Source organism: uncultured Friedmanniella sp., from assembly GCF_964244005.1.
Lineage (GTDB): Bacteria > Actinomycetota > Actinomycetes > Propionibacteriales > Propionibacteriaceae > Microlunatus.
Genome location: NZ_CAXTHG010000029.1, coordinates 35,561 through 51,773, shown reverse-complemented (window position 1 = coordinate 51,773; position 16,213 = coordinate 35,561). Strand labels below are relative to the sequence as shown.

The 16,213-nt window shown below is 71.1% G+C and carries 17 protein-coding genes and 2 tRNA genes; 11 read left to right on the top strand and 8 right to left on the bottom strand.

Annotation, left to right across the window (positions count from 1 at the left end):
• Positions 1-131 precede the first annotated feature (131 nt).
• From ACFE76_RS16690 to ACFE76_RS16675, 4 genes are all read right to left on the bottom strand, one after another.
• A tRNA-Asp gene (locus tag ACFE76_RS16690) sits at positions 132-205 on the bottom strand.
• A 50-nt stretch (positions 206-255) separates the two neighbouring features.
• On the bottom strand, positions 256-1,935 hold the full coding sequence (locus ACFE76_RS16685) for a GAF domain-containing protein (protein ID WP_375432902.1): 1,680 nt from the start codon (positions 1,933-1,935) through the stop codon (positions 256-258).
• Between the two features lie 176 nt (positions 1,936-2,111).
• On the bottom strand, positions 2,112-2,309 hold the full coding sequence (locus tag ACFE76_RS16680; protein WP_375432901.1) for a hypothetical protein: 198 nt from the start codon (positions 2,307-2,309) through the stop codon (positions 2,112-2,114).
• 102 nt (positions 2,310-2,411) lie between these two features.
• Positions 2,412-3,158, bottom strand: a complete 747-nt coding sequence (locus ACFE76_RS16675) for a GntR family transcriptional regulator (RefSeq protein ID WP_375432900.1) — start codon at positions 3,156-3,158, stop codon at positions 2,412-2,414.
• 73 nt (positions 3,159-3,231) lie between these two features.
• On the opposite strand from ACFE76_RS16675, the gene ACFE76_RS16670 reads away from it, so the two are divergent.
• The 7 genes from ACFE76_RS16670 to ACFE76_RS16640 are packed head-to-tail and all read left to right on the top strand — an operon-like array spanning position 3,232 to position 10,950.
• Entirely contained in the window at positions 3,232-4,134 is a 903-nt protein-coding gene (locus ACFE76_RS16670; protein ID WP_375432899.1) for a dihydrodipicolinate synthase family protein, read from the top strand.
• Between the two features lie 3 nt (positions 4,135-4,137).
• Positions 4,138-5,112, top strand: coding sequence for an ornithine cyclodeaminase family protein (locus tag ACFE76_RS16665; RefSeq protein WP_375432898.1), 975 nt, complete (start codon positions 4,138-4,140; stop codon positions 5,110-5,112).
• Positions 5,113-5,141: 29 nt separating this feature from the next.
• On the top strand, positions 5,142-6,650 hold the full coding sequence (locus tag ACFE76_RS16660; RefSeq protein WP_375432897.1) for an aldehyde dehydrogenase (NADP(+)): 1,509 nt from the start codon (positions 5,142-5,144) through the stop codon (positions 6,648-6,650).
• Positions 6,647-7,648 (top strand): proline racemase family protein, encoded by a 1,002-nt coding sequence (locus ACFE76_RS16655; protein WP_375432896.1) that lies wholly within the window; start codon positions 6,647-6,649, stop codon positions 7,646-7,648. Before ACFE76_RS16660 ends, ACFE76_RS16655 begins: the two co-directional genes overlap by 4 nt.
• Positions 7,645-8,811 (top strand): NAD(P)/FAD-dependent oxidoreductase, encoded by a 1,167-nt coding sequence (locus tag ACFE76_RS16650; RefSeq protein ID WP_375432895.1) that lies wholly within the window; start codon positions 7,645-7,647, stop codon positions 8,809-8,811. Before ACFE76_RS16655 ends, ACFE76_RS16650 begins: the two co-directional genes overlap by 4 nt.
• Positions 8,808-10,592 (top strand): FAD-dependent oxidoreductase, encoded by a 1,785-nt coding sequence (locus ACFE76_RS16645; RefSeq protein ID WP_375432894.1) that lies wholly within the window; start codon positions 8,808-8,810, stop codon positions 10,590-10,592. Before ACFE76_RS16650 ends, ACFE76_RS16645 begins: the two co-directional genes overlap by 4 nt.
• A 4-nt stretch (positions 10,593-10,596) precedes the next feature.
• A complete protein-coding gene (locus tag ACFE76_RS16640) occupies positions 10,597-10,950 on the top strand; it encodes a VOC family protein (protein ID WP_375432893.1) in 354 nt (117 codons plus the stop codon).
• Positions 10,951-10,959: 9 nt separating this feature from the next.
• Here ACFE76_RS16640 and ACFE76_RS16635 read toward each other — a convergent pair whose 3' ends face one another.
• Positions 10,960-11,430 carry a MarR family winged helix-turn-helix transcriptional regulator gene (locus ACFE76_RS16635; RefSeq protein ID WP_375432892.1) on the bottom strand — a complete coding sequence of 157 codons (471 nt, stop codon included), beginning with the start codon at positions 11,428-11,430 and terminating at the stop codon, positions 10,960-10,962.
• A 105-nt stretch (positions 11,431-11,535) separates the two neighbouring features.
• Between ACFE76_RS16635 and ACFE76_RS16630 the strand changes: the two genes are divergently transcribed.
• Positions 11,536-11,898, top strand: coding sequence for a DoxX family protein (locus ACFE76_RS16630; protein WP_375432891.1), 363 nt, complete (start codon positions 11,536-11,538; stop codon positions 11,896-11,898).
• Between the two features lie 24 nt (positions 11,899-11,922).
• Here the strand turns inward: ACFE76_RS16630 and ACFE76_RS16625 are convergent.
• Together ACFE76_RS16625 and ACFE76_RS16620 are read right to left on the bottom strand one after the other, a co-directional pair.
• A tRNA-Glu gene (locus ACFE76_RS16625) sits at positions 11,923-11,998 on the bottom strand.
• A 35-nt stretch (positions 11,999-12,033) separates the two neighbouring features.
• Entirely contained in the window at positions 12,034-12,615 is a 582-nt protein-coding gene (locus ACFE76_RS16620; RefSeq protein ID WP_375432890.1) for a TetR/AcrR family transcriptional regulator, read from the bottom strand.
• A gap of 98 nt (positions 12,616-12,713) precedes the next feature.
• On the opposite strand from ACFE76_RS16620, the gene ACFE76_RS16615 reads away from it, so the two are divergent.
• Entirely contained in the window at positions 12,714-13,658 is a 945-nt protein-coding gene (locus ACFE76_RS16615; protein WP_375432889.1) for an SDR family NAD(P)-dependent oxidoreductase, read from the top strand.
• Here the strand turns inward: ACFE76_RS16615 and ACFE76_RS16610 are convergent.
• Complete coding sequence (locus tag ACFE76_RS16610; RefSeq protein ID WP_375432888.1) at positions 13,649-14,965, bottom strand: SH3 domain-containing protein; 1,317 nt, start codon at positions 14,963-14,965, stop codon at positions 13,649-13,651. The two genes, ACFE76_RS16615 and ACFE76_RS16610, sit on opposite strands and share 10 nt — an antisense overlap.
• A 235-nt stretch (positions 14,966-15,200) precedes the next feature.
• On the opposite strand from ACFE76_RS16610, the gene ACFE76_RS16605 reads away from it, so the two are divergent.
• Together ACFE76_RS16605 and ACFE76_RS16600 are read left to right on the top strand one after the other, a co-directional pair.
• The gene (locus ACFE76_RS16605) at positions 15,201-15,860 is read left to right on the top strand and encodes a Pr6Pr family membrane protein (protein WP_375432887.1); all 660 of its coding nucleotides are present in this window, start codon (positions 15,201-15,203) and stop codon (positions 15,858-15,860) included.
• An 8-nt stretch (positions 15,861-15,868) separates the two neighbouring features.
• Positions 15,869-16,210 carry a metallopeptidase family protein gene (locus ACFE76_RS16600; RefSeq protein ID WP_375432886.1) on the top strand — a complete coding sequence of 114 codons (342 nt, stop codon included), beginning with the start codon at positions 15,869-15,871 and terminating at the stop codon, positions 16,208-16,210.
• Positions 16,211-16,213 lie beyond the last annotated feature (3 nt).

Below are 16,213 nucleotides of genomic sequence, written 5' to 3'. Positions count from 1 at the left end.
CCAGGGCCGGGTTCGAACCGGCGACCTTTCACTTTTCAGGCGAACGCTGCTACCAGCTGAGCTACCTGGCCGAAGGTCAGGCAGAAGTTCTGCCTCGCGCGGCACCAGACCTGGGTCTGCTGCCGCCTCCGCGACCCCGACGGGACTCGAACCCGCGACCTCCGCCGTGACAGGGCGGCGCGCTAACCAACTGCGCTACGGGGCCTTGACGGCCCTACTCGCTGCACCCTCATCGGGTGCCCGCGAAACTATAGCCTAGGACAGCGGACGGGGCGAAAAGCCGAGCGCGGGTTCGGGGCGAATGAGCGGCACGGTCCAGGTCAGGGTCGAGCCCTCGTCCGTCGGCACGGCCTCGAAGCTGCCGCCGAATTCCTCAGCTCGCCAGACCAGGTCGACCTGCCCGGGGTAACGGCCTCCCGTGTCCAGGGGCAGGCCTCGCTCGCGGGCGGTGACGGTCACCTCGGTCGCGGTGGCGGAGATGTCGACCGTCAGCTCCTCGACCGTCGTGTAGCGGCCGGCGCCACGAACGATCTGGTAGACGACGGCCGAGACGTTGGCGACGATCACCCCAGGAATCAGCAGGTCGTCCGCACCGTCCGCGGTGATGACCGGTTCGAGGCCCAGGGACGTCGCCAGCGGTTGGATGCTCGCCTCGACGGCCCGGAGCAGTCCGAGATGACTGCTCTCGTGGCCTTCGAAGGAGAAGATCGTGTGCCGGACGTTACGGGTGATCTGGTCGATCTCCGCCACGGCGGCGGCCAGCTTGTCGCGGGTGCTCTCGCCCACCTCGGGCCGGAGGCTGTAGAGCGACAGGCCGACGGCGAACAGTCGTTGGATCACACTGTCGTGGAGCTCACGGCTGACCCGTTCCCGGTCCTCCAGCATGAGCAGCCGAGACCGGTCGAGCCGTGCCTGCAGGCTCTGGTGCGCGACGGCGGCCTGGTTGGCGAACAGCTCGGCCATCTCCTGGTCCTGAGCGCTGAAGTAGGGACGGCCCCGCAGTCGACCGATGACGATGGTGCCCTGTGGCGCGTCGGAGCTCAGCGGGGCAACGAGGAGGGGGCCGATGTCGACGACCTCGCCGATCCGCTCGGCCATCTCATGCCGGAACGAGGCCATGTCGTCCACCCGAACCGCTCGGCCCGTGCGCATCGTCTTCAGGGCCACGCTGCTCGGATCCAGTGGGTAGCGCATGCCGCGCAGCCGGCTCTCGCCTCCCGGCACGTCGGGCAGGCAGACCGTCGCCACGTGCATCCAGGAGGCGTCCTCGGTCGGGGTGAAGATCATCACGAGGTCGGCGCCACCCAGGCCGTGCAAGGCGTCCGTCACGATCTGCAGGGCGTTGATCTCACCGGTCGGGTCCAGCAGTGCCCGTGTCACGCGGGTCCCGGCCTGGAGCCACTGCAGCCGTGTCCGCGCGAGATCGGCGAGCCGGGCCTGCTCGAGCAGGTCGCCGGCTCCCTCGGCCAGCCGGCCCACCAGCCGGAGATCCTGCTCGGAGAACGCGCCGGTGGCGCGGCCGGCGAGGTAGAGACAGCCGATCAGCCGGCGCCGGGACAAGATCGGGGTGGCGACGTAGGAGCTGTCAGCGGTCTTGTCCGGTTCGGCGTCCTCGTGACCGACGACAGGTTCACCCGTCTCGGCCACGGCTCGCAGCGCGGCTGCACCCCGCGGGTCGATGACCAAGGTGATCTCGTCGCGGTCGGCGACCAGGAACGACGGTTGCAGCAGCCCGTTGTCGCTGAGGACGGCGAGAACTCCGTAGCCGGCGGTCAGCACCTCTCGGGCCAGCTCGAGGACCCGCGGCATCAGCTCGGCTTCGGTCAGCTCGTTGACCATCTGTTCGCCGTGCAGACGCTCCAGTGCGGCGATGAGGCGCTGCGTCCGCACCTCGTCCGGGCCGAAGGGAGCATCCAGAGGGGTGGTGGGGGCCACGGCAGTACCTCGAATGAGTGGATGCTGCGCGTCGGTCCACGCGACGGACCCTCGCCCAAGATGTTAGTACGTCGATGCTTCAACCTGAGGCGCTGGGGGCGAGCTTCTCAGTGAGTGATCATGGCGCTCGGTGGGCTGAACGGGCGCGGACCGGCCGGAACCTCACCCTCGGACCGTCAGGAGCGGCGGACTCCGACGAGCAGGTAGAGGAGCGAGTTCCCGGCGTTCAGTACGGTCAGGACTCGCCAGAGCGTCTTGCTGCCGCGGATCTGGTCGGCCGGGCGGCGTCGGAGGTCTCGCCAGGCGAAGGCGGTGATGAGCGGATAGGCGGCAACGAGGCCGGCGGCGAGAGGGTTCAACCGCGTGCGTGTCATGACTCCAGGATCGACGTCATGTGCGCTTGGCGTCCAGACCGAGCGGCGATCAGGCCAGCAGTCTCTTGATCCGGATGCTCGAGCTGGTCAAGGACTTCTCGCTCAGCGGTCAGCCGAGGCCCACGTGGTCCGGGTGTGGGCGAGGTGGACGCGGGTCAGCTCCTCCAGCCCCGACCGGTCCTTGGCGACCAGAAGGTCGATCATCTGGCGGTGCTCGCGGGCGGAGACGATCAGCGTGCCCGCGCGGGCGAGGGCCTCGAGCCCGAGGAGCCGGTTGCGGCCGCGCAGCTGGCGGACGATCTTGACGATCTCGCGGTTGCCGTGCAGACCCAGGAAGCTGGTGTGGAACTCGGTGTCGAGCTGGAGATAGGTGCCGATCTCGTGGGCTCCGGCCGCGGCTTCCAGCTCGTGCGCGAGACCGCGGAGCCGGTCGACCTCGGGCTCCATCGTGGGGTCGTAGTGCTCGGCCACGGCACCCATCGTGGGCACCTCGAGCAGCGTCCGGGCCTCGACGAGCTCGTCGAGCTCCTGGTCAGACACCTCGGTGACGCGGAACCCCTTGTTCCGGACGGCGACGACGAGGTCCTCCTTGACCAGGTCCAGCATGGCTTCGCGGACGGGCGTGGCTGAGACGCCCAGCATCTCGGCGAGGGCAGGCGCGGAGTACAGCACGCCCGGCCGCATCCGGCCGCTGATCAGGGCCGCGCGCAGCGCCTCGTGCACCTCGTCGCGCAGGCTGCCCCGGCGGGCCCGGGCGGGGAACGAAAGGTCCATCCTGCCGTGGGCTGGCGTCGCGGCGGATGGCTCGGCGGGCGTGACCGGGGCGTCGGCGGAGAGGGTGGCGGCCATGAGCGGAAGGCTACTCTTGTGACAGTGCAATGTCACATGATACAAACGTGTTCCGACGAGACGAGGAACGCGAATGACCGAACGCAAGGCCTGGCACGGCATCTTCACCGCGAGTGCCCTCCCCTTCCACGACGACTACTCCGTGGACTTCGACGGCTACGCCGAGCACGTGGCCTGGCTGGCCGCCGCCGGTACGCACGGCATCCTGCCGAACGGCTCGCTCGGGGAGTACCAGACCTTGTCCGACGAGGAGCGCGCGCGGGTGGTGACCACCGCGGTCGAGGCGGCCCCGGAGGGTTTCGGGCTGATGGTGGGCTGCGGCGCGTACGGGACGCTGCAGTCGGTCCGCTGGGCCGAACAGGCCGCGGACGCCGGGGCGCAGTCGATCTTGCTGCTGCCGCCGAACAGCTATCGCGCCGACCCCGAGACGGTCCTGACCCACTACCGCGAGGCGGCCAAGGTCGGGCTGCCGATCGTGGCCTACAACAACCCGCTCGACACCAAGGTCGACCTGGTCCCCGAGCTGCTGGCGCAGCTGCACGCCGAGGGTCTCATCGTCGCGGTCAAGGAGTTCACCGGTGACGTGCGCCGGGCGTACGAGCTCCGCGAGCTGGCGCCTGAGCTCGACCTGCTGATCGGGGCCGACGACGTGCTGCTGGAGCTCGGCCTGGCCGGCGCCGTGGGCTGGGTGGCGGGATATCCGAACGCGCTGCCCGAGGCCTGCCTCGAGCTCTACACCCTGGCGACCTCGGGCAACGTCGCCGACCTCGAGCGCGCGCTGACGCTCTACCGGGACCTGCACTCCCTGCTGCGCTGGGACTCCAAGGTCGAGTTCGTGCAGGCGATCAAGCTGTCGATGGACGTGGCCGGCCGGAAGGGGGGCATCTGCCGGCCACCCCGGGCCGCGTTGCCGGCCGAGATCCACGCGCAGGTCGTGAAGGACACCAAGGCGGCCCTCGGCAAGGGCTACCGGTAGGCAATGACTGCCGCAACCGTCGGGACCGACCAGGTGGGATACCTGAGCGGCTCGCAGCTGGCCGAGCTGGCGACGCCGGCGGAGTGCGTCCAGGTCCTGGAGCGCAGCCTCCGCGAGGGCGGTGTCGATCCCGAAGCGGACAGCCCGCGGCTGTTCAGCGGGCTCGGCGCCGGCGAGTTCTTGCTGATGCCCACCGAGGTGGGTCCGTACGCCGGGGTCAAGGTCGTCACCATCGCGCCGGGCAACCCGGCGGTCGGCCACCCCACCATCCAGGGGGTCTACGCGCTGTTCGACGCCGAGCACCTTGCTCCGTTGGCGCTGATGGACGCGGCCGAGCTCACCCTCATCCGCACCTCAGCCACCACCGCCCTCGCCGTCCGCCACCTGCTGGCCGCCGGGGACCGGGCGCGGATCGGGCGGCTCGCCGTGATCGGGACGGGGCCCCAGGCGGTCCGCCACGTCCGCGCGATCGCGAGCGTGGTCGACGTCGACGAGGTCGTCGTGATCGGCCGGCGGGCCTCCGCCGCGGCGGCAGCGGTCGATCGGCTCAGCGCGGAGCCCATGCAGGTCCGTGCCGGCAGCCCGGACGAGCTGGCGGGGTCCGACGTGATCGTCTGCGTGACGTCCTCGGCGGTCCCGGTGCTGGAGGATGCGCAGGTGGCTCCGGACACGGTCGTTTGCGCCGTAGGATCGCACGGCCTCGACCGGCGCGAGATCCCGGCCGCGTTGACGCTGCGCAGCGACGTCGTCGTCGAGGGGAGGGCCTCAGCCATGCGGGAGGGTGGTGACCTGATCCCCGCCCGTAGCGTCGAGGAGTGGTCGCGGCAGCCGCCAACGAACCTTGCCGAGCTCGTCGCGGGCAGGTTCGTCCGTCGCCCGGGCCACCCGGCGCTGTACTCCGGCGTTGGCATGGCGTGGCAGGACATCGTCGTCGCCGGTCACCTCTTCACCCGCTGGCGCGAGCGCGTGTCGGGCTGACTGATCCCGTGTTGACCAAGGAGATGACCATGAACGCCACCACCGAAGCACCCCCGTTGCCGCCGGACACCCAGCTGCCAGCGGTCGACCGCTTGGTCGCGGAGGCCTCCGCCGCGGCCAAGACGTGGGCCGGCACGCCGCGAGCCGACCGGGCTCAGGCGCTGAGCGGCGTGGCGGCGGCGCTCGACGGTGCGGTCGAGGAGCTGCTGCCGATCGCGATGACGGAGACCCGGCTGGCCGAGGGGCGACTGCGCGGCGAGCTGCGGCGGACGACCTTCCAGCTCCGGCTGTTCGCCGAGGCGTTGCGGGACGGCTCCTACCTCGAGGTGCGGATCGACCACGCCGACCCGGACTGGCCGATGGGTGCTCCGCGACCGGACCTGCGGCGGATCCTGGTCCCGCTCGGGCCGGTGGTGGTCTTCGCGGCCAGCAACTTCCCGTTCGCGTTCAGTGTCGCGGGCGGCGACGTCGCGTCGGCGCTGGCCGCGGGCTGCTCGGTGCTGCTCAAGGTGCATCCCGGACATCCGCGGCTGTCGGCGGCCACCGGCGAGGTGGTGACCGAGGCGCTGGTTGACGCCGGCGCTCCGGCTGGACTGTTCACGCTCCTGTACGGCGAGGAGGCGGGCCGTGCGGCCCTGCGGGCGCCGCGGGTCAAGGCCGGCGCGTTCACCGGCTCAGTCCGGGGCGGTCGTGCCCTGTTCGACCTCGCCTCGAGCCGACCGGAGCCGATCCCGTTCTTCGGTGAGCTCGGCAGCCTCAACCCGGTTTTCGTCACCCGCTCGGCCGCGACCGCGCGGGGCGGCGCGGTGGCCGAGGAGTTCATCGCCTCCTTCACCTTGGGGGCGGGGCAGTTCTGCACCAAGCCTGGCGTGCTGTTGGCTCCTGTCGGCTCGCCCCTCACCGACACGCTGGCCGGCAGCGCGCTGCCGGAGCCGGCGCCGCTGCTCAACGAGCGGATCACCGACGGACACCGGCAGGTCCGCGACCGGCTGGCCGGCCATCCCGCGGTGACCGTGCTGGCCGCCGGGTCGGACGAGTCCGTCACCGCAGCGGACGGGGTGGGTTCGGCGGCGCCCGCGCCCACCGTGCTGCGGACGACCGTGACCGCGCTGCTGCAGGACCTCGACGAGCTGTTCTCCGAGTGCTTCGGACCGACGGTGCTGGTGGTGGAGTACGACGACGAAGCCGAGCTCCTCGCCGTCGCCGACGCCATCGACGGTCAGCTCACCGCCACCGTCGTCGCCGAGACCGACGACGCGATCGTGCCGGAGCTCGTCGCCCGGCTGGTGCCGAAGGCGGGGCGGCTGCTGTGGAACCAGTGGCCGACCGGGGTCTCGGTGACCGAAGCCCAGCAGCACGGCGGGCCCTACCCGGCGACGACCGCCTCGGCCACCACCTCGGTCGGGACGGCCGCCATCAGCCGGTTCCTCCGCCCGGTCGCCTTCCAGGGTTTCCCGGAGCAGTGGCTGCCGGACGAGCTGCGGGACGCCTCTCCGACCGCGCCGCCGCGGCGGGTGGACGGACACTGGCAGCTGTGAAGACCCGTCGCGTGATCAGTGCCGTCGACTCCCACACCGAGGGGATGCCGACCCGGGTCGTGACCGGCGGCGTCGGCGTCCTGCCCGGGGCCACGATGGCCGAGCGGCGGCAGTGGTTCATCGAGAACTCCGACGACCTGCGGACGCTGCTGATGTACGAGCCGCGGGGTCACGGGTCGATGAGCGGCAGCATCCTGCAACCCGCGACCCGGCCCGACGCCGACTACGGCGTGCTGTTCATCGAGGTGTCCGGGCTGCTGCCGATGTGCGGCCACGGCACGATGGGCACCGCGACGGTCCTGGTCGAGACGGGGATGGTGCCGGTCACCGAGCCGGTCACCACGATCAGGCTGGACACCCCCGCCGGCCTGGTGGTCGCCGAGGTCGCGGTCGAGGACGGCAGTGCACGGTCGGTCACCCTGACGATGGTGCCGTCGTTCTGCCTGGCGTTGGACCAGGTCGTCGACGTGCCCGGGCTGGGCCAGGTGCGCTACGACATGGCGTACGGCGGCAACTTCTACGCGATCGTCGACCTCGACGACCTCGGACTGCCGTTCGAGCGGTCGGCCAAGGGTGAGCTGCTGGCGGCTGGACTGTCGATCATGGATGCGATCAACGCCCAGAACGTGCCCAAGCACCCCACCCGGACCGACATCACGGGCTGCCACCACGTGTACCTGAAGGCGCCAGGCTCGACCGCCCAGCACTCCCGGCACGCCATGGCGATCTGGCCCGGTTGGTTCGACCGGTCGCCGTGCGGTACTGGCACCAGCGCGCGGATGGCTCAGCTGCACGCGCGCGGCGAGCTGGCCGTCGGCGACACGTTCGTGAACGAGTCCTTCATCGGCTCGCAGTTCCAGGGCCGGATCGCCGAGACCACCAGCGTCGGGGAGCTGCCCGGGATCATCCCGCGGATCACCGGTCGGGCCTGGGTCACCGGAACTGCCCAGTACATGCTGGACCCGACCGACCCGTTCCCGGCGGGCTTCCTGCTGTGAGCACGCACGCCGACGTCGTCGTGATCGGCGGGGGAGCTCTCGGAGCAGCGTGCGCCTACTTTGCCGCCCGCCAGGGCCTGCAGGTGCACGTCGTCGAACGCGGCAAGATCGCCAGCGGGACCACCAGCGGCGGCGAGGGCAACCTGCTGGTCTCGGACAAGGAGGCCGGTCCCGAGCTCGCCCTGTCGCTCTACTCCCGGGACGTGTTCCGCGACGACCTGGCCGAGTACGGCCCCCGGTGGGAGTTCCAGGCCAAGGGCGGGCTGGTGGTCGCCTCGACCGAGTCCGGAGCTGAGGACCTCGCGCGGCTCGCCAGCCGGCAGCGGGCGGCCGGGATCGAGGTGACCAACGTCGGTGGCGCGGAGCTGCGGGACTACGAACCGCACATCGCACCGACGTTGCGGGCGGGGGCGTTCTATCCGCAGGACGCGCAGGTCCAGCCCATGCTGCTCGCCGCCCACCTGTTGCGGCTGGCCCGCCACCTGGGTGCTGTGGTGCAGACCGGGACGGCGGTCACCGGCTTCCTCCGTCGTGGCGACCAGGTCACCGGGGTCCAGACCTCGGCGGGCACCATCAGCACGGGGGCCGTCGTCAACGCGGCCGGCACCTGGGCGGGCGCCGTGGCCGAGCTCGCAGGCGTCGACCTGCCGATCCTGCCGCGCCGTGGCTTCGTGCTGGTCACCGAACCGCTGCCCCTCACCATCCACCACAAGGTGTACGCCGGCGAGTACGTGGCGAACGTGCTGAGCTCCGACGAGGGCCTGCAGACGTCCCCGGTGATCGAGGGCACCGCCAGCGGGACGGTGCTGATCGGCTCCTCCCGCGAACGGGTCGGCTTCGACCGGACCGTCTCGCTGCCCGTGCTCGCGCGGCTGGCGTCGGGTGCTGTGGCGTTGTTCCCCACCCTCGCGTCGGTCAAGGTGATGCGCAGCTATCTCGGGTTCCGGCCCTACTGCCCCGACCACCTGCCGGTCATCGGCCACGATCCGCGAGCCCCAGGGCTCTGGCACGCCAGCGGGCACGAGGGCGCCGGGATCGGTCTCTCCGTGGGGACCGCCAAGCTGCTCACGCAGGCGCTAGTCGGACAGGCCACCGACTTGGACCTGGCGCCCTTTCGGCCCGAGCGGTTCGACGACGTCCACGAACAGAGGCAGTCCGCATGACCCCAGCGACCCCTGGGACCGAGGACGCGATCATCTTCGACGGTCAACCGGTCCCGGTGTCCCCGGGGCAGAGCGTCGGGGCGGCGCTGGTCAGTGCGGGGATCCGCTCCTGGCGCACGACCCGGAGGGACGAGCGTCCGCGCGGCATGTTCTGCGGCATCGGGATCTGCTACGACTGCCTGGTCACCGTCGACGACGCACCCCACCAGCGCGCCTGCCTGACCGCAGCCCGGCCGGGGATGCAGGTCAGCAGTGGGCCCGTTGCCGCGGCACGTCCGGTGCCCTCCCCGTCGGCTCGGCGGGGTGTCGACGACGCCGCTCCGGTCGACCTCGCCGTGGTCGGCGCAGGTCCGGCCGGGCTCGCGGCTGCGGCGACGGCCGCCGAAGCGGGTCTCCGGGTGGTCGTGATCGACTCGAACCTGCAGCCCGGCGGCCAGTACTGGCGGCACCCCGACGAGACCACGACCCCGGCTGCGCGGACCGGGCAGCACGAGGGGCGGGCGTACGACCGGCTGCGGCAGCGCTTCGACGCCGGCCGCGACGCCGGCCGGCTGCGCTACCTGCCCAACACCCAGGTGTGGTTCGTCGAGAGCCCCACCGACGACCTCTTCGTGCTGCGGACGACCGGCTTCAGCGACGTGGAACTGCAACCTGCGGGGCCGCGGCTGGTCCGGGCCCGGGCGCTGGTCCTGTGCCCGGGCGGCTACGACCGGCAGCTGCCCGTTCCCGGGTGGGACCTGCCGGGGGTGATGGCCGCCGGCGGCGTGCAGGCCATGCTCAAGGGTTACGCCACGCTGGTCGGGACGCGGGCGATCGTCGCGGGGACGGGACCCTTCCTGCTGCCGGTGGCGGCTGGCCTGGCCGCCGCCGGCGCGGAGGTCGTCGGCATCTCCGAGGCGGGGGCGGTGACGTCCTGGCTGCCCGAGCTCGGGGGTGCGGCACAGGTGCCCTCGAAGGGCCTGGACGCTGTTGCGTACGCAGCCCGGCTGCTTCGGCACCGGGTCCCGTACTGGACCCGGTCCGCGGTGACCGCGATCCACGGGACTGACCAGGTCCACAGCGTCACCGTGAGCACCCTCGACCGGGTCGGGCGGGTCAAGCCCGGCACCGACCGCGAGGTCGAGGTCGACCTGGTCGCCCTGGGGTGGGGGTTCACGCCGTCGCTCGAGCTCGTCACCTCGGTCGGCGGCGGCACCCGGCTCGACGTCGACGGCTCACTGGTCGCCGTCGTCGACGACCGACAGCGCACCACCGTGCCCGGGGTCTACGCGGCGGGGGAGGTCACCGGCGTCGGCGGCGCCTCGCTCGCGGTGCTGGAAGGCGAGCTGGCGGGGCTCACGGTCGCCGCCGACGTCGGCGGCCACCCGGACGCGGCCGCGGAGGACGCAGGCCGGATCCGCCAGCTGCAGGGCGCCATCGCCCGCTCCCGTGCGTTCGCGGCGGCGATGCACCGCGCCCATCCCGTTCCCGAGCACTGGGACGAGTGGCTGACCCCCGACACGGTCGTGTGCCGCTGCGAGGAGGTCAGCTACGGCGACATCCGGCACGCCTGCGACGAGCTCGGCGCCGAGGACGCGCGGACCGTCAAGGTGATGAGCAGGCCGGGGATGGGCTGGTGCCAGGGCCGGGTCTGCGGGTTCGCCACGGCGAAGATCGCCGGGTCCGGCGGCCCGCCGACGGCGGATGCGCTGCGCCCCATCGCCAAGCGCCCGCTCTGTGCGCCGATCGCTCTGGGTGAGCTGGCTGACCTAGCCGACTCGGCTGAAGTCCTGGGAGGCTAGCGCCATGGAACGCGTGCTCGGGATCGGTGGTTACTTCCTGCGGGCGGCGGACCCGGCGGCCCTCAGCGCCTGGTACCGCGACTGCCTGGGGCTGGACGTCGACGAGCGTGGCCTCTGGCAGCAGGACGTCGGCCCGACCGTGTTCGCGACCTTCGAGTCCGACACCGACTACCTCGGGTCCCTGAGCCAACAAGCCATGCTGAACTTCCGGGTCCGCGACCTGGACGCGATGCTGGCCCAGCTGCGCTCCCAGGGCGCCGACGTGACCGAGGACATCCAGGAGATGGAGCGCGTCGGACGGTTCGGCTGGGTCACCGATCCCGGGGATCACCGGGTCGAGCTCTGGCAGCCCGCCTGACGACTCCGGTCAGGGTGCCGTCGGCCAGACCGAGGCCGAGATCTTCGCCGCGATCGTCCCGAGCTGCTTCACCTCCGTACGGCTGAGGTGGTCGAAGATCAGCTCTCGCACCCAGGCCACGTGTGCGGGTGCGGTGGCGACCACCTTCTGGTGTCCCGCGTCGGTCAGGGTGGCGAGGGTGCTTCGACCGTCCGCAGGATCGGGTCGCCGCTCGACCCATCCTTGCTCCGACAGCCGGTTCACGATCTTGGACAGCCGCGAGAGCGTGCTGTTGGCGCGCCGTGCCAGCTCGCTCAGCCGCATCGTGCGGCCTTCGCGTTCCGACAGGCTGGCCAGCACGCCGTACTCGACGTGACTGAGGCCCGCGTCGCGCTGCAGCTGCGTGTCCAGAGCTGCGGGCAGCCCCATCACCGTCGCCATCAGCGGCACCCAGGCCGCTGCCTCGACCTCGTCCAACCATCCCCGGTCTGCACCGCTCATGGCGTCAGGCTAGCCCGGTTTACTTGACAAGGAAAGTTTCTCGGTTCAGACTATTGCTTGCCAGGGAAAGTAAATCTCCACCAGCTCACCCGTCAAGGACTCACCGTGGTCATCGCGTTCTACGTCATCGCCGGCCTCGCCGCGCTCGCCTTCCTCGCCGCCGGCCTGATGAAGCTCGCGCGCCCGAAAGACGCCCTCAAGCAGAACGGCATGGGCTGGGTGGACGACTTCTCCGCCTCCGCGGTCAAGCTCATCGGCCTGGCCGAAGTCCTCGGAGCTCTCGGACTGATCCTCCCGGGCGTCACCGGCATCGCGCCGGTTCTCAGCCCCGTCGCAGGCATCTGCCTCGTCGCTCTGATGATCGGCGCGGTCCTGGTCCACAACCGCCGCAAGGAGCCCGCCGGCCCGGCGATCGGACTCGCTGCCTTGGCCGCCGTTGCCACCGTTCTCGGCTTCCTCGTCATCTGAACCGCCGACGCCGCCACGACCTGCTGGCATCCCCAACGGGATTCGAACCCGTGCTGCCGCCTTGAAAGGGCGGTGTCCTAGGCCGCTAGACGATGGGGACCTGGTGCAGCGGTGACTATACCGTCGGCGGTCGAGTCAGGCGTGGTCGTCGCGGACGGGGGGCACGAGCCCGGCGTTCAGCATCGTGATCAGCCGGTCGGCGGCAGCAGGGTCGGCGCGGTGCCGCAGCAGGGCTTGATAGCCGACGACCAACGACTTCAGGTCGGCGACGCCGAGGTCGCTGCGTACGTCGCCGCTGGCCTGAGCGGCGGTGAGCAACCGCTCGAACGCTCGCAGCCACTCCTGCTCGGCTTCGGGGACGGCGGTGGCGAGGTCGAAGCCCGTACCGGCCAGCGCCTCCATCAGGCCTTGGTCGACGCCGCCCTCGCGGACGACCCAGTCGAGAAAGGCGAAGAACGCCGGCCCGGGCTCGGTCCGTTCGGCCATCTGTCCCGCGTACGCCGTGTGGTGCGCGAGCCGGTCGGCGACGATGGCGGCGAAGAGCGCGTCCTTGGTGGGGAAGTGCCGGTAGACCGTCCCCGGACCCACGCCGGCCCGACGCGCGATCTCGTCGATCGGGACAGCGAGGCCGTCGCTGGCGAAGGTCTCGTACGCGACCTGCAGCAGCCGGGCGCGGTTGCGGACCGCGTCGGCCCGCAGGCTGCGGGGTTCACCCACCGGAACTCCTAGCGGTACGAGGATCAGCCTAGACAAGCGGAGTGGACGTTCCTCATACTAGAAACGGAACGCCAACTACTACATCCTAGGACCCCATGATGACCACGATCCGTTGGACCGATGCCGACATCCCCGACCAGACCGGACGGGTGGCGGTGGTGACGGGGGCGAACACCGGGATCGGCCTGACGACGGCCCGCGCACTGGCGGCACACGGAGCGACGGTCGTCCTGGCGGTCCGCGACGTCACCAAGGGTGCGGCGGCGGTCGCCCAGATCGTCGCCGCGGTGCCGACGGCGGACGTCAGCGTCCAGCAGCTCGACCTCGGCTCGCTCGCCTCGATCCGGGCGGCCGCCGAGGCCCTGCGGTCGGCGCACCCGACCATCGACCTGCTGATCAACAACGCCGGGGTGATGTACCCGCCGCTGAGCCGGACCGCGGACGGCTTCGAGCTGCAGCTCGGCACCAACCACTTCGGACACTTCGCGCTCACCGGGCTGTTGCTGGACGGGCTGCTGGCCGCGCCCGGCTCCCGGGTGGTCACCGTCTCCAGCGTGGGGCACCGCATCCGGGCGGCGATCCACTTCGACGACTTGCAGTCCGAGCGGAGCTATGACCGCACGGCCGCGTACGGTCAGGCCAAGCTGGCCAACCTGATGTTCACCTACGAGCTGCAGCGGCGGCTCGCGGCGACCGGCGCGGGGACGACCGCCCTCGCCGCCCACCCCGGGGTGGCGGCCACCGAGCTCGGCCGTAACTCCCCCGGCGCTCTGAGGGCGGCGTTGCGGCTGCTCACGCCCTTGCTCCAGACGCCCGAGATGGGCGCCCTGCCGACGCTGCGGGCCGCGACCGACCCGACCGCGACCGGCGGTCAGTACTACGGACCGAACGGCCTGGGCGAGGCCCGCGGCTATCCGGTCGTCGTGCGCTCGAGCCCGCAGTCCTACGACACCGCGCTGCAGTCCCGTCTGTGGGCCGTCTCCGAAGAGCTCACCGACGTCCGGTTCGTCGGCCTCGACCCCAAGGCGAGCGTTCAGCCGTAGACGGTGATGTGCACGTGGTTGATGTGGTTGGCGCTGTCGCTGCCGCGGCTGGACATGTAGCGCCAGCCCTCGCTGTCACGCTGGATGTTCCAGATGTGCTGGTGGAAGATCACGTATTGGATACCGAGCTCGCGCGCGTGGGCCCGGGCCCAGTCCCGGACCGCGTAGCCCAGCGCCTGACCCTTCTTGGACGTGTAGTTCGGCAGCATGAGGTCGAGCGCGCGGCCTGAGGGGTGGTCGGGGATCGGGTCCTTGCGGACGCCGTAGTAGGTCACGATCTGCGGGAACTTCTCCATCGCCGCCCGGTGCACCTTGATCGCATTGGGCTTGAGCCCCTTCTCGACCGCGGTCCCGCCGCCACTGCTGGTGGACGGCTTCTTCTTCGCGAGGTACTTGGCGGTCACCCAGCGGACGGCCCGGTCGAAGATGATCTGGGCCCGGCCCCGCTCGACGACCCCGGTGATGCTGAGCTTGGTGCCGCGGGGGACTTCAGAAACGGCCTCGTAGGTGGCGGCGCTGGTCGAACGGATGTCCAACGTGGCGGTGGCGTAGCGGGTACCGGTGACGGGCGGCAGCGCCGGCGCGTCCGGCCGGGTGCTCGCCGGCACCGCCAGGTACTTCGCCGTCACCCAGCGCGCCGCCGACTTGTAGACGACCTGGGCGCGGCCGTTGGCGGTCGCGCCGGTGATCGAGAGCCGGGTGCCCTTCTTCACCTCACCGACCGTGGTGGATCCCGCTCCCGAACGGGTGCGGAGGTCGAGCGGCGCGGTCGCCACCCGGGTGCTCACCACCGCAGGCAGCCCGCTGACCACCTTCAGGTAGCGGGTGCTGGCCCAGCCCCGCGTCCGGCCGGCGATCAGCTGCGCGAAGCCCGCCTCGGTGCTACCGGTCATCGTGACCCGGGTGCCGGTAGCGATGACGCGCCGCACCGCGTACGTGGTGGCAGGCCCGCTGCGCACGTTGAGGTCGGTCGTCGTCACCCGGACCGAGCCGCTGGCGATCGTGGTCGACGGCGTCGCCGGGGTCGAGCTGGACACGTCGAGGTAGCGGGAGGCCACGTAGGCCTGGCGATTGCGGAAGCTGATCTTGGTCCAGCCCTTGCTGGTGCTCAGGGTGGTGACGCTCTGCCCGCTCGCCAGGGTCCCGATGATCTGGTGGCTGGTGCCCGGACCGCTGCGGACGTTGACGATCTCGCTCGCTGTGGCCCGCCCCGCCGCCTCCGCGGGAGGGACGCCGAGCAGTCCGAGGAACAGGGCGGCGCAGGCCACCAGTCCGGTGATCCTGAGCCTGCTGCCGAACGAGCGCATCCGGTGAACCTTTCCGTCCGGACCGCTCGGGCGAGCCGGTGTTGGTCGCCTGGGGACGACTTCGTCACATCGATCACACCTGCCCCACGAACACCAGGTTTCTCAGGACTCTAATGACGTTTCCGCCACGTTGGCAAGGTGTGAGTAGGACTTGAGCCATTCATGCAAGTCGACACGCCGAACAACAACGAAATAACTACACCGGTGTAGTTCCTCTCCTCGCTACGCTGCGGGAGTGACTTCGTCGTCCGTGGCCCGGTCCTGGCATGGGGTAACGGCCCTGGCGGCCGCCGTCGGTCTGGTGGCCCAGCTGGTCCTCGTCGTCGCGGGGGAGTCGGTGCTGGTCGAGGGTGAGCGTCCCGGTCTGGCCGAGCGACTGGCGCACTTCATCGGCTACTTCACCGTGCTGTCGAACCTGCTCGTGCTGCTCACGTCGCTCGCGGCCGCCCGGCGCCCCGACGTCGACGGCCGGCTCTGGCGGGTGCTGCGGCTCGACGCGGTGGTGGGGATCACCGTCACCGGCCTCGTGCACTGGTTCTTCCTGCGGCCGCTGCTCCAGCTGACCGGCTGGTCGTACGCGACGGACAAGGTCCTGCACGTCGTGGTGCCGGTCCTGACGGTGATCGGCTGGCTGCTCGTGGGGCCGCGGCCACGGATCACCCTGCGGGTCGTGCTGCTCGGCCTGATCTATCCCATCGGCTGGCTCGTGGTCACCCTGGTCGTCGGCGCGACCACCGGCTGGTACCCGTACCCCTTCCTGGACGTCGACGTCCGCGGCGGCGCGGCGGTGGCGGTCGTCTGTGTGGCGCTCGCGCTGCTGATCTTCGCGTTCTCGGCCCTGGCCTGGCTCTTCGACCGGCGTGCCCGACCCGTGCCGACGGGTGTCCGACGATGACGGTGGAGATGAGCGCGGCTGCGTTCGAGGACCTGGTCCGGCAGGCGCTCGACGACGTGCCGGCCGAGCTGGCCGCGCTGGTCGACAACTGCGTGATCCTCGTCGAGGACTTCGCTCCGCCGGGGGAGCCAGACCTGCTCGGCCTCTACGACGGGATTCCGCTGACCGAGCGGGGCGACCAGTACGGCGGTGTGCTGCCGGACCGGATCCTGCTCTTCCGGCTCCCGATCCTGGCGATCTGCGACACCGAGGAGGACGTGGTCGAGGAGGTCCACATCACCGTCGTGCACGAGATCGCGCACCACTTCGGCATCGACGACGACCGGCTGCACGATCTCGGCTACGGCTGAACC

Excerpts from the sequence above, each read along its gene's own strand:
- ACFE76_RS16645 (WP_375432894.1), top strand. The coding sequence starts at position 8,808 with ATGACCCCAGCGACCCCTGGGACCGAGGACGCGATCATCTTCGACGGT.
- ACFE76_RS16665 (WP_375432898.1), top strand. The coding sequence starts at position 4,138 with ATGACTGCCGCAACCGTCGGGACCGACCAGGTGGGATACCTGAGCGGC.
- ACFE76_RS16675 (WP_375432900.1), bottom strand. The coding sequence starts at position 3,158 with ATGGCCGCCACCCTCTCCGCCGACGCCCCGGTCACGCCCGCCGAGCCA.
- ACFE76_RS16660 (WP_375432897.1), top strand. The coding sequence starts at position 5,142 with ATGAACGCCACCACCGAAGCACCCCCGTTGCCGCCGGACACCCAGCTG.
- ACFE76_RS16680 (WP_375432901.1), bottom strand. The coding sequence starts at position 2,309 with ATGACACGCACGCGGTTGAACCCTCTCGCCGCCGGCCTCGTTGCCGCC.
- ACFE76_RS16635 (WP_375432892.1), bottom strand. The coding sequence starts at position 11,430 with ATGAGCGGTGCAGACCGGGGATGGTTGGACGAGGTCGAGGCAGCGGCC.
- ACFE76_RS16670 (WP_375432899.1), top strand. The coding sequence starts at position 3,232 with ATGACCGAACGCAAGGCCTGGCACGGCATCTTCACCGCGAGTGCCCTC.
- ACFE76_RS16610 (WP_375432888.1), bottom strand. The coding sequence starts at position 14,965 with ATGCGCTCGTTCGGCAGCAGGCTCAGGATCACCGGACTGGTGGCCTGC.
- ACFE76_RS16615 (WP_375432889.1), top strand. The coding sequence starts at position 12,714 with ATGACCACGATCCGTTGGACCGATGCCGACATCCCCGACCAGACCGGA.
- ACFE76_RS16600 (WP_375432886.1), top strand. The coding sequence starts at position 15,869 with ATGAGCGCGGCTGCGTTCGAGGACCTGGTCCGGCAGGCGCTCGACGAC.
- ACFE76_RS16640 (WP_375432893.1), top strand. The coding sequence starts at position 10,597 with ATGGAACGCGTGCTCGGGATCGGTGGTTACTTCCTGCGGGCGGCGGAC.